Source organism: Rhodopseudomonas infernalis (genome assembly GCF_022271405.1).
GTDB lineage: Bacteria > Pseudomonadota > Alphaproteobacteria > Rhizobiales > Xanthobacteraceae > Rhodopseudomonas > Rhodopseudomonas infernalis.
In genome coordinates this window covers 18,728-30,092 of sequence record NZ_JAJNAL010000051.1, presented here as the reverse complement: position 1 = coordinate 30,092, position 11,365 = coordinate 18,728, and the positions used below count along the sequence as shown (strand labels likewise).

Below are 11,365 nucleotides of genomic sequence, written 5' to 3'. Positions count from 1 at the left end.
GACATTGCCGGTTATCTGCCTTAACCGTCGCTCGGCGGCGGGGCCTGGGGGACGTGGCCGCGCCGTTTGGACTTACATGTTGTAGGCGCGCTCGGTGTGCTCGACGAGGTCGAGACCTTCGCGCTCGACTTCGACCGGCGCACGCAGGCCGACGATGACGTCGACGACCTTGTAGAGGATCGCCGAGCCGATGCCGGACAGCAGGATGGTGGTGCCGACGCCCCAGCACTGCGAGATCATCTGGGTGACGAAATCGTAGTCGCCGATCTTGCCGGTGGTGTAGTCGAACACGCCGCTGCCACCGAGCGCCGGGTTCACCAGGATGCCGGTGCCGAGCGCGCCGACGATGCCGCCGACGGCGTGGACGCCGAACACGTCGAGCGAGTCGTCATAGCCCAGCGCGTTCTTGATCACGGTGCAGAAGAACAGGCAGACCACGCCGACCACGAGGCCGAGCACGATCGCCCCCATCGGACCCGCGAAGCCGGCCGCCGGGGTGACGGCGACAAGACCCGCGACCGCACCCGACAGCGCGCCGAGCAGCGAGGGGTGACCCTTGAAGATCCACTCCGCGAACATCCAGGCCAGCGCCGCCGCCGCTGTCGCGACGAAGGTGTTGAGCATGGCGAGCGCGGCGCCGCCGGAGGCTTCGAGGTTGGAGCCGGCGTTGAAGCCGAACCAGCCGACCCAGAGCAGCGAAGCGCCGATCATCGTCATGGTCAGCGAGTGCGGAGCCATCAGCTCCTTGCCGTAGCCGGTGCGACGACCGACCAGCAGGGCGCCGACCAGGCCGGCGATGCCGGCGTTGATGTGCACCACGGTGCCGCCCGCGAAGTCCAGCGCGCCCTTCTTGAACAGGAAGCCGGCGTCGGCGTTGATTTCGTCGAGCTTGGCCTGCGCGGCCGCCTTGGCGGCGTCATCGGTCGCGGCAGCGAGCGCCTTGACGGCGTCGGTGATCGCGTCCGGGCCCGGCCAGTACCAGACCATGTGGGCCATCGGCAGGTAGATCAGGGTGATCCACAGCGGCATGAACAGCGCGATCGCGCTGAACCGGGTGCGCTCGGCGAAGGCGCCGACGATCAGTGCCGGGGTGATGGCGCAGAACGTCATCTGGAAGCAGATGTAAACCAGCTCCGAGATGTTGGCGTCGACCGAGAAGGTCGCTGCCTTCGAGTCGGTGGTGACGCCGGCGAGGAACGCCTTGGAGAAGCCGCCGATGAAATCAGAGCCGCCGGTGAAGGCGAGGCTGTAGCCGTAAACCGCCCAGATGATGCAGGCGATGCACACGGTGTAGAACACCTGCGCCAGCACCGAGAGCATGTTCTTGGAGCGGACCAGGCCGCCGTAGAACAGCGCGAGGCCCGGGATGGTCATCAGCAGAACGAGGACCGTCGAGGTCAGCATCCAGGCGTTGTCGCCCTTGTTGACCGTCGGCTCGGCGTAGGCGGCAGTCGCGGCGAACATGCCGGCGGCGAGGACTGCCAATCCCGCGCCATAGGGACGCTTGAACGTCATTTGTAGTCTCCTGAATGAAGGAAGTTGGGTGAGCGCAAAATCAGAGGGCCGCTGCGTCGGCTTCGCCGGTGCGGATGCGCACTGCATGGTCGAGGCCGAGGACGAAGATCTTGCCGTCGCCGATCTGGCCGGTCTTGGCGGCGCCGGTGATCGCCTCGATGGTCTTCTCGACCTGCTCGGTGGCGATCGCGACCTCGATCTTGATTTTGGGCAGGAAGCTCACCGCATATTCGGCGCCGCGGTAGATTTCCGTGTGGCCCTTCTGACGGCCATAGCCTTTGACTTCGGTCACCGTCAGGCCGTGCACGCCAATGGCAGTGAGGGCGTCACGGACTTCTTCCAGTTTGAATGGCTTAATGATCGCCATAACAATTTTCATGGGTCTTATCCCCGCTAGGGCCCGGCCAACGCGGCCTCGGGCTCGATCTCGACTGAAAATCCCCACGCGGAGAACATCACTACGCGGGCACAGCCACACCCCCTAGAATCAAATGCCGTGCCAGACTGCTCAGTCATTGAAATCGTTTACAAAAACGGAGCATTTGCCGCCTGCCGCACTGTGACACCGGCTGCGCCATTCAGTCGCGCCCAATCTATGGGCATTTCTGATCAAAAGCTGAGCATGACAGCCTCTCGACACAATCATGCTCAGGCGGCGGGCAGTGTGCCCGGTAACATAATGCGGCAATTGGCTATTGAAGCGCCTCGCCATGCTGCGAAATATCGAGACCCTCGATTTCGTGCTCGCGAGACCCGCAGCGTCACGAACAGCCCGACCAACTTCAGCAGCACAAACGTCGCGAGCGCCGCCCAGACGAACGTTACCAAAATACCGGCGACCTGAATCAGTGGCTGCATCCAGTTCCCCCGAACGCGCCAGCGACGCCGCCGATCGCGGCGGTGGCGAAAAATCCGCCCAGCAACGTCCCGGTCAGGCCGCCGGTACCGGCCGACAGATGCACCACGAGGCCGCCGGCAAAATCCAGCACGTCCCAGCCGGCCAGCAAGCCGCCGCCCCAGATCCAGTGCGCCAGCGGCACAACGAGCCGATCAGGGCGCCGCCGCCCACGCAGGTCAGCGAATAGCCGAACGCCACCCACAGCAGCGAGATCATCGCCACAGCGGCGAGGCTCTGCGCCATCGTGGCCAGCACGTTCTTCTTGCGCACCATGCCGGAGTAGAACAGCGCCAGGCCTGGGATCGTCATCATCAGCACGAAGGCGGTGGCGACCGTCATCCAGGCGGTATCGGCGGCGCTGATCGCTGACGCGGCGGTGTCTTGCGCCCAGGCCGGCGGCGCGATCCAGCCGGCCGCCCCGGCCCCGAGAGTCGCCAGTCAAATCCCGCCAGCGGCGTTTGCCGCGCGGCGCGTCGAACCGATCATGATGGCTGCCCCGTCGGACTGTCGCGGCGCCCCCGCGCCGTCGTTAATTTGGCCGCGCGGCGTCGGTCAGAGTGCGTCGGCGTCAGTTTCGCCGGTGCGGATCCGCAGCGCGTGGTCGATCGGCGTGACGAAGATCTTGCCGTCGCCGATCTGGCCGGTGCGGGCGCCGCGGGTGATGACCTCGACGGCCTTGTCGGCCAGCGCGCTGTCGACCGCGATCTCGATCCGCAGCTTCGGCAGGAAATTCACGATATATTCGGCGCCGCGATAGATTTCGGTATGGCCGCGCTGCCGGCCGTAGCCCTTGACCTCGGTCACGGTCATGCCGTGCACCCCGATCTCGGTCAGCGCCTGGCGCACCTCGTCGAGCTTGAACGGTTTGATGATGGCGACGACGAGTTTCATGCGATGGCCCCAGTCTTCTCGCAAACGCTATGGCACCACTCCGCGCGGTACCTTTGCTTCTCTATATGCCGGCTTTAGCGGCAGCGCGCGCAGAAAATAAGCCGGGACTATGCCCAAAAGGTCGGCTGCCCGCGGCCATAGTCTCATCTGCGGCCGCTCCTCAGGATGAGGTCTGCATTCGGGGAGCGCCCGATTGAAGCTACCCCTTCGGCGGCTCGCGCCGCTGCCGGACCGAGCCTTCCTGGACCACGGAGGCCACCAGGGTGCCATCGGGCTTGAAGATCTGGCCGCGGGTCAGGCCGCGGCCGCCCTGGGCGGAAGGCGAATCCTGCGCGTAGAGCAGCCATTCGTCGGCGCGGAATGGGCGGTGAAACCACATCGCGTGATCGAGGCTCGCCGGCATCATCCGCTTGTCGAACAGGGTGCGGCCGTAGCGTGCCATCACGGCGTCGAGCAGCGAGAAGTCCGACGCATAGGCCAGCGCGCACATATGCAACGCCGGATCGTCCGGGAGTTTCGCGGCGGTGCGGATCCAGACATGGATGCGGCCGTCGTCGATCTTCTTGCCGAAATAGCGCGACAGCTCGACCGGGCGCAGTTCGATCGGCCGGTCGCTTTCGTAATAGCGCTTGATGAAGTCCGGCATCTCCTTGAAGAACGGCTGCTTGGAGATCTCCTCACCCGACAGAGCCTCCGGCGGCGGCACGTCGGGCATCTTGTCCTGGTGATCGAACTCGGTTTCCTCGTCGTCGTGGAACGACATCATCAGCGAGAAGATCGCCTGGCCATGCTGGATCGCGGTGACGCGGCGCGTGGTGTAGCTCTTGCCGTCGCGCAGCCGCTCGACCTGATAGATGATCGGTACCGCCGGGTCGCCCGGCAGGATGAAATAGCAATGCAGCGAATGCGGCAGCCGGTTCTCGACGGTGCGACAACCGGCGACCATCGCCTGGCCGATCACCTGGCCGCCGAACACCCGCTGCCAGCTGGTCTGCGGGCTGACACCGCGAAACAGGTTCACCTCGAGCGGCTCGAGATCGAGAATCGAGATCAGGTCGATCAGGCTCTTGGACACCGTGGGCTCCCGGAAGCGGACGGCCGGCAATTTCCCACCGTCGTCGAGGTCTGGTAGAACCGGGCGGGCAGCGCACGGTTATGCCTGCCTGTTTCGCCCAGCTGCAGCGATGGCGCAAGAACTCTTGCCGCCGGAACGCTGGGCCCACGAACTCTGGTCGACGAGTGAGAAAAATGACGGCACCGCGAAGCATTGTCATCGGAGGAGGCGCATTCGCCGGTCTGGCGTTGGCGCTGGCGCTGCGTCAGGGGCTCGGCCCCGACGTGCCGGTGATCGTCGCCGATCCGGCGCTGGCGATGCGGCCGTCGCGCGATCCGCGCGCCACCGCCATCGTGGCGGCCTGCCGCCGGCTGTTCGAGGCGCTCGGCGTCTGGGACGAGGTGGCGCCGACCGCACAGCCGATCATCGACATGATCGTCACCGACAGCGCGCTCAAGGACGCCACCCGGCCGGTGTTCCTCACCTTCGCGGGCGAGGTGCAGCCGGGCGAGCCGTTCGCCCATATGGTCGAGAACAAATATCTGGTCGAGGCGCTCGCCAAACGCGCCGAGGCCGAGGGTGTCGAGCTGCGCGCCACCCCGATTACGTCCTATCGAACCAGCGAGGCCGCCACCACGGTCAGCTTCGGCGACGGCAGCACCATCGAGGCGAGCCTGTTGGTCGCGGCGGACGGCGCCAAATCGCGGCTACGCGAGCGCGCCGGCATCGCGACGTATGGCTGGGATTACGATCAGTCCGGCATCGTCGTGATGGTCGAGCACGAGCGCGACCATGATGGCTGCGCCGAGGAGCACTTCCTGCCGGCCGGCCCGTTCGCGATCCTGCCGCTCACCGGCAAGCGCTCGTCGCTGGTGTGGACCGAGACCCGGCGCGTCGCGGCCGATATCGTCGCACTGCCGCCGGCCGCCTTCCAGGCCGAGCTGGAGAAGCGCTTCGGGCTGCGGCTCGGCGACGTCAAACCGCTCGACGCCCCGAAGGCGTTCCCGCTCGGCTATTTCGTGGCGCAATCGTTCATCGGGCCGCGGCTGGCGCTGATCGGCGACGCCGCCCATGTGATCCACCCGATCGCCGGCCAGGGTCTCAATATGGGCCTGCGCGACGTGGCGGCGCTGGCCGAAGTGGTGGTCGACGCGGCGCGGCTCGGCATCGATCCAGGCCAGGCCGACGTGCTGGAGCGCTATCAGCGCTGGCGGCGGTTCGACACCATGGCGATGGGGGTGGCGACCAACGGGCTCAATCTGCTGTTCTCGAACAAATCACCGCTGCTGCGCAGCGTCCGCGACATTGGTTTGGGATTGGTCGACCGGCTGCCCCCTCTCAAAGGCGCTTTCATCCGCCAGGCCGCCGGCCTGTCCGGCGAAACGCCACGGCTGCTGAAGGGCGAGGCGCTTTAAGTAGCGGCGACGACTTCGCCTCCCACACCGATGTCACCACCCGCGAAAGCGGGTGGCCCAGTATCCCAGAGCGCTCGTGTTCAACCGCCGCGACACGGCGTACTGGGTCCCCCGCATGCGCGGGGGATGACGGTTGAGGATGGGGCCGACGTCGCGGTTTAAATCGCCAGTGAACTCACCCCAGCTTGCGCGCTTCTTCCGGCAGCATGATCGGGATGCCGTCGCGGATCGGGTAGGCGAGCCTGGCGCCGCGCGAGATCAATTCCTGGCGGGCCGGGTCGAATTCCAGCCGGCCCTTGGTGATCGGGCACACCAGAATTTCGAGCAGCTTGCTGTCGACGGATGTCTCGGGGCGCTCGGCGGATGTCGTCATGATGGGCGAACCAATTGAGAGTGTCGAAGAACCGGGAAGACTGAACCGACAAGGCGCGTGCGCGTCAATGGCGCCGCGCAAATCGCGCCGTAACGCGTCGTCGCTTACTGCAACGGCGGATCGCCGCTGGTGCGCTTCTTGGCGAGGTCCATCTCGGTGACGGCGATCAGGATCTCGGCGCGGGTCTTCAGGTCGGGTGCTTCCAGCATCGCCTGCTTCTCCGGCCCGCCATAGGGCGACATCATCGCCAGCGCGTTGACCAGCGCCTCGTTCGGGGCGCTTTCGACCCCGTCCCAGTCGACCTTGAGATTGTTGGCCTTGAGGAAGTCGGTCAGCACCGACAACAGCGCCTCGCGGTCGACCTCCTCCTCGCCCTTGCGGGCGGTGAAATCGTCGACGAACGGGAAGTAATCGACCCGGCACTGCCGGTACGGCGTCTTCACCACGAGCTCCTCGACGACCTTGAATCGGGACACGCCGGTGAGTTCGAGAACGTAGCGGCCGTCGCCGGATTCGGCGAGTTGGGTGATGCGTCCGACGCAGCCGACCTGAAAAAGTGCCGGCTTGTCCTCGTGGGTCGAATGCGTGGCGTCGGGCTGGATCATGCCGATCAGCCGGTGCCCGTCGCGCAATGAGTCGTCGATCATCGCCAGATAGCGCGGTTCGAAGATATTGAGCGGCATCTGGCCGCGCGGCAGCAGCAGCGCGCCCGGCAGCGGAAAGACCGGGATGACTTCGGGAAGATCCGCAGGACCGCGATAGTCGGCATTGATCGGCATCGAAAGTGCCCGCTGCTAAACTCGACTACGAAAACAGGATGATGGAGAGCCGCTTGCGGCCCTCGACGGTGGCGTCGTCGGTAGCGCCCCAGGCCTCGAAGAACTGCACCAATTGCTTACGCGCGCCGTCATCGTTCCACTTGCGGTCGCGGCGGACGATCTCGAGCAGATGCGTGGTCGCCTCGTCGCGCTTCCCGGCGGCGTTCAGCGCGGTCGCGAGATCGAACCGGGCCTGATGATCGAGCGGATCGGCCGCGACCTTCTGTTCGAGCTCGGCGATCGGCCCGACCTGCTCGGCCTGTTCGGCGAGGTCGATCATGGCCTGCACGGCCTTCACGGCGGCCTCCTCGCGGCGCTTCTCGGGCACATGCTCGAGCATCTGCTTGGCCTTATCGATCTCGCCGGCCTGCATGTAGCAGCGCGCAACGCCGGTCAGCGCTTCGACATTGGCCGGATCGGTCTGCAGTACCTCGCCGTAGATCGCGGCGGCGGTCGAGACATCTCCTTCGGCCAGCACGGCGTCGGCTTCCTGCAGCAGTTCGGCAGTGGCCGGGCCGCCGCCCGGCATGCCGGCGGTCAGTTTCTCGATGAAGGCATTGACCTGGCTCTCCGGCACCGCGCCCATGAAGCCGTCGGCCGGACGACCGTCGACGAAGGCGATCACCGCAGGAATCGACTGGATGCCCATCTGCCCCGGGATCGCCGGATGCTCGTCGATGTTCATCTTGACCATCTTGACCTTGCCGCCCGCTGTGCGGACCGCCTTTTCAAGGATCGGGGTGAGCTGACGGCACGGGCCGCACCATGGCGCCCAGAAGTCGATCAGCACCGGCTGGCGCTTGGACTCTTCGATCACGTCGCGGACGAAGCTCTGCGTCGTGGTGTCCTTGATCAGATCGGGGCCCGCCTGGGGGGCATCGCCGCTGCCCTGCTCGATGATTGTCACGTGATCCTCGCCTGATGTCCGCAAGAGTGGCGTTTAAGTGTGGCGTTTAAGAGTAGCGTTCAAACGGGATCCCGCCGCGCCGGAACGTGCGGGCCCCCGATGTCGTCTGCGTGCTCCGCCGTGGCAGCTGGTTCCGCATTTCGGACGCTGTAGCACGCCCTGTAAATGGCGCGCGAGGCTTCAATTTCAACCGGAACCGACCCGGGCGTTTCAGAGAGGACATCGCTGCGGCTGATTGCGGATGCCCGGCCTTGGCGATGCCGGGCATTTCATCTTTCCTTCAAAAGGGGCAGCCCGAAGCCTCCATAGGCTGTTGCATTCGCCGCAAGCATTTGGCATAGGACTGCGCACGGCGCGCGGCGCAAGCCTATCGCTGTTTCTCGGATGCGGGTGTAGCTCAGGGGTAGAGCACAACCTTGCCAAGGTTGGGGTCGAGGGTTCGAATCCCTTCGCCCGCTCCAGAATCAGCCGCCACCTCGTTCGAACCTGATTGCTTCGAACCAAAATGCTTCGCACGCGAAGCTGCAGTCGGCCTCGGGCCGATCCTTCATCCCGCATCGTCTCCTTGTAAGCCGTCTCGTGGCGGGACATCGCGTTGCCTGGCCGCGACCTCCGGCGTCGAATGTTCGCCGGCGCTTGCCTGGCGCTCGAGTTCGGCGACGAGCGCGCGGGCATGGGTGGTGAGTGCGTCGAAATCGATCGCGCAGACCAGCAGGCGCCGCGACGCCCAGGCATCATTGAGCCGAATCGCCACCAGCCCGTTGCCGAGATGAGGCGCCGCGGCTGCCTCCGGCAGGATCGCCAGCCCGACGCCGGCTTCGACCAGCCGTGCGATCGCCTCGAAGCTGCGAAGCCGCACCCTGCTGGCAAGACGCCGACCATAGCGCGCGGCCTGCGCCGCCAGATGGTCGTGCAGCGCGCCACTCGAAAGCCCGACAAACGCTTCGCCGAGCAGCTCGGCGAAATCGACAGAAGCACGCGGGGCCAGCGGATGCGTCGCGGCCGCGATCACCACCAGCCGGTCTGTGCCGAGCGGCCGGACCTGCAACGGACCGGGATCGCTGCTGCCTGCGACCACACCGAATTCGGCGCGTCCTTCGGCGACGGCGAGCACGATCTCGGCACTGGTCCGCTCTTCGAGATCGACATCGACCGCGGGGTGCAGGGCCAGGAACGTCTGGAGTGCCGCCGGCACGATGTCCACCAGCCCCGCGGTGTTCGACAGCATCCGGACCGCGCCCCTGAGGCCTTCCGAGAACGCCCGCAGTTCGCCGCGCATCTGCTCGACCTGCGCCGTCACCGCCCGGGCATGCTGCAGCAATGTTCGGCCCGCGCCAGTCGGCGTGACACCGCGGCGTCCACGCTCCAACAGGGGCACACCGAGCATGCGCTCCATGCCGCTGATCCGTTCGCTCGCCGATGCCAGCGCCATATGGGCGATGCCGGCGCCGCGCGAAATGCTGCCGGCTTCGGCAACGGCCACGAACAGGCGCAAATCTGTCAGATCGAACCGCATGGTGGTCACCCTTCGGATCAGACGAAGCCTAGCCCCGGATCTTCCAGATTGTGAGGGCTCCCGGCCGCGGGCAAGAGGGGCCATGGTGGCTGATCTCACGTCTTTGAGTTTGCTCGGTGCCGGCGTGCTCGCCGGCGCCATGAACGCGATGGCCGGCGGCGGCAGCTTCGTCACGTTGCCGGCCCTGATCGGCGCCGGCGTGCCTTCGGTGGCGGCGAATGCTTCGAGCACGATCGCGCTTTACCCCGGCGGGCTGGCCAGCGCCTGGGTGTATCGGGGCGGCCTTACCGAGATCGCCGGCTTGGGACTGCGCCCGATGCTGGCGGCCACGCTGGCGGGCGGTTTGGTCGGCGCACTGCTGCTGCTGAGCACGCCCGGGCTGCTGTTCGACCGGGTGCTGCCATGGCTGCTGCTGATCGCAACGCTGGCGCTGGCGTTTGGCCGGCAGATCGGGCCGGCGCTGCGGGCGCGGTTTCGCGCCGGACCCGCCACGCTGCTGACGACCCAGTTTCTGCTCGGCGTCTATGGCGGCTATTTCGGCGGCGCGGTCGGGCTGATGATGATGGCGGCGTGGAATCTGCTCGACGGCTCTGACGTCAAAGCGCTGAACCCGGCCCGCACCCTGTTGGTGAGCGCCGCCAATACGATCGCGGTGCTGTGCTTTGCGATCTCCGGGATCGTGCATTGGCCGCAAACCGCACTGGTGGCGGCGGGAGCGATCTTCGGCGGTTATGCCGGCGCCGTGCTCGGCAAGTGGTTGCCGTCGGCTGTGGTCCGGGTCGCGACCGTGCTGTTCGCGCTGGCCATGACCATCACCTTCTTTATCCGCGGCTATCACTGACGGCGCCAGCCCAAAGAGAGGCGCCAGCCCAAAAAGACCAGGGCCCGCGGCGATGCCGCGGGCCCTGGTGTCATCGTCTCGGAATCTGCGGCCTCACCGCATCAGGCGAGACCGAACCGTCAGGCGCGTTTCGGAACGCCGAGGCCGTTATGCAGCCACTCGCTCCAGGACCGCGACAGCACCTCCCCGACCGTCTTGCCATCGGTAAACAGCATCTCGCGGGCGTTGCGCGCCGCAGACTTCAGGTCGCCCCACATCTCCTTGAGATTCTCCAGCATCGAATTGGCGCCGCCGACCACCTTTTGGGTCTTCAGCCTGGCAAGCTCGATCAGCGATTCCTGGATCTTGGCGATCGAACGGGCGATGCGGCCGATTTCATCCGAGCGGCTCAGCGCATGGATGCGGATGTTGGTGTCGCCGCTGGCGAGCTGGGCGACGTCCTTCTCGAGTTCGCCCAGCGGGGCGAGCAGGCCGCGCGAAATCCGGGTGCCGACCAGGCCGACCACCGCGAAGACGACGATCCCGGCGAGCAACAGCATGGTGTGGGCGGCGCTCAGCGCATAATCCGCAGCCGGAGCCGCGACGGTCTCGGCAGCCTGCACCACGAGGCCCTGGCCTTCGTAAGAGGCCGGCATCACCACCGGTCCGGCGTCCTGCTGCATCACCAGCATGCCGACGATACTGCCGTCAGCCGCCCGGACAGGCGACAGCATGGCTCCCTTTTGGCCGATCAGCCGATCCAGCGAGGCGACGCTGGCCGACTGCTTGGCCTGCTCGGTGCCCACTTTGTGCAGGATCATCTCGCCGACGCCGCCGATCGCGAGCGCCACGAAGAAGGTAATGCCCAGCACCAGGATCGAGATTTTCTGTGCGAGGTTTCGGTTTGCGAGGTCGAACTGCATCGTTTTATCTCCAGCTTTCTTCAATTAGGGGCGGCTTGCCCCCTAAGGTGAACAGCGTGATCAACGCATTACTGATTAGGGTTACGAAACCTCTAATTGCGGCGGAGTCGGTCTTGTCCGGTCTCGCCAATACGCACCACGCCGGAACGATGAACGAGCGCTGGTAATCAGGCACTCGTTCGTAGAATCGCGAATCATCAGAGAGTCAAAAACCGGTCTAACCTTTTGTTTAAAC

General features: G+C 65.8%; 12 protein-coding genes, 1 tRNA gene and 1 pseudogene. 3 read left to right on the top strand and 11 right to left on the bottom strand.

Annotation, left to right across the window (positions count from 1 at the left end; translation table 11 throughout):
• Positions 1 to 72: 72 nt before the first annotated feature.
• The 6 genes and pseudogenes from LPW26_RS23065 to tesB all read right to left on the bottom strand — a co-directional run bounded on the left by LPW26_RS23065 (position 73) and on the right by tesB (position 4,379).
• Positions 73 to 1,515: an ammonium transporter gene (locus tag LPW26_RS23065; RefSeq protein WP_238738055.1), complete on the bottom strand. Its 1,443-nt coding sequence runs from the start codon at positions 1,513 to 1,515 to the stop codon at positions 73 to 75.
• Positions 1,516 to 1,555: 40 nt separating this feature from the next.
• On the bottom strand, positions 1,556 to 1,894 hold the full coding sequence (locus LPW26_RS23060; RefSeq protein ID WP_238738054.1) for a P-II family nitrogen regulator: 339 nt from the start codon (positions 1,892 to 1,894) through the stop codon (positions 1,556 to 1,558).
• Positions 1,895 to 2,163: 269 nt separating this feature from the next.
• On the bottom strand, positions 2,164 to 2,373 hold the full coding sequence (locus LPW26_RS25420) for a hypothetical protein (RefSeq protein ID WP_406678154.1): 210 nt from the start codon (positions 2,371 to 2,373) through the stop codon (positions 2,164 to 2,166).
• A gap of 53 nt (positions 2,374 to 2,426) precedes the next feature.
• Positions 2,427 to 2,851, bottom strand: a pseudogene (locus tag LPW26_RS25415) (hypothetical protein); the annotation flags it as partial.
• A 114-nt stretch (positions 2,852 to 2,965) separates the two neighbouring features.
• On the bottom strand, positions 2,966 to 3,304 hold the full coding sequence (locus LPW26_RS23050) for a P-II family nitrogen regulator (RefSeq protein ID WP_054160871.1): 339 nt from the start codon (positions 3,302 to 3,304) through the stop codon (positions 2,966 to 2,968).
• Positions 3,305 to 3,503: 199 nt separating this feature from the next.
• The gene (gene tesB, locus LPW26_RS23045) at positions 3,504 to 4,379 is read right to left on the bottom strand and encodes an acyl-CoA thioesterase II (protein WP_238738053.1); all 876 of its coding nucleotides are present in this window, start codon (positions 4,377 to 4,379) and stop codon (positions 3,504 to 3,506) included.
• A gap of 80 nt (positions 4,380 to 4,459) precedes the next feature.
• Between tesB and LPW26_RS23040 the strand changes: the two genes are divergently transcribed.
• Positions 4,460 to 5,773, top strand: a complete 1,314-nt coding sequence (locus LPW26_RS23040; RefSeq protein ID WP_263859035.1) for a ubiquinone biosynthesis hydroxylase — start codon at positions 4,460 to 4,462, stop codon at positions 5,771 to 5,773.
• A 175-nt stretch (positions 5,774 to 5,948) separates the two neighbouring features.
• On the opposite strand, the gene LPW26_RS23035 is transcribed toward LPW26_RS23040, so the two are convergent.
• From LPW26_RS23035 to trxA, 3 genes are all read right to left on the bottom strand, one after another.
• A complete protein-coding gene (locus tag LPW26_RS23035; RefSeq protein ID WP_238738051.1) occupies positions 5,949 to 6,146 on the bottom strand; it encodes a Trm112 family protein in 198 nt (65 codons plus the stop codon).
• Positions 6,147 to 6,250: 104 nt separating this feature from the next.
• A complete protein-coding gene (locus LPW26_RS23030) occupies positions 6,251 to 6,925 on the bottom strand; it encodes an LON peptidase substrate-binding domain-containing protein (RefSeq protein ID WP_238738050.1) in 675 nt (224 codons plus the stop codon).
• 25 nt (positions 6,926 to 6,950) lie between these two features.
• Positions 6,951 to 7,871 carry a thioredoxin gene (gene trxA, locus LPW26_RS23025; RefSeq protein WP_238738049.1) on the bottom strand — a complete coding sequence of 307 codons (921 nt, stop codon included), beginning with the start codon at positions 7,869 to 7,871 and terminating at the stop codon, positions 6,951 to 6,953.
• A 386-nt stretch (positions 7,872 to 8,257) separates the two neighbouring features.
• Between trxA and LPW26_RS23020 the strand changes: the two genes are divergently transcribed.
• A tRNA-Gly gene (locus LPW26_RS23020) sits at positions 8,258 to 8,332 on the top strand.
• 86 nt (positions 8,333 to 8,418) lie between these two features.
• Here LPW26_RS23020 and LPW26_RS23015 read toward each other — a convergent pair.
• A complete protein-coding gene (locus tag LPW26_RS23015; protein WP_238738048.1) occupies positions 8,419 to 9,387 on the bottom strand; it encodes a LysR family transcriptional regulator in 969 nt (322 codons plus the stop codon).
• A gap of 82 nt (positions 9,388 to 9,469) precedes the next feature.
• On the opposite strand from LPW26_RS23015, the gene LPW26_RS23010 reads away from it, so the two are divergent.
• On the top strand, positions 9,470 to 10,228 hold the full coding sequence (locus LPW26_RS23010; RefSeq protein ID WP_238738047.1) for a sulfite exporter TauE/SafE family protein: 759 nt from the start codon (positions 9,470 to 9,472) through the stop codon (positions 10,226 to 10,228).
• 119 nt (positions 10,229 to 10,347) lie between these two features.
• On the opposite strand, the gene LPW26_RS23005 is transcribed toward LPW26_RS23010, so the two are convergent.
• Complete coding sequence (locus LPW26_RS23005) at positions 10,348 to 11,130, bottom strand: HAMP domain-containing protein (RefSeq protein ID WP_238738046.1); 783 nt, start codon at positions 11,128 to 11,130, stop codon at positions 10,348 to 10,350.
• Between the last annotated feature and the right edge of the window lie 235 nt (positions 11,131 to 11,365).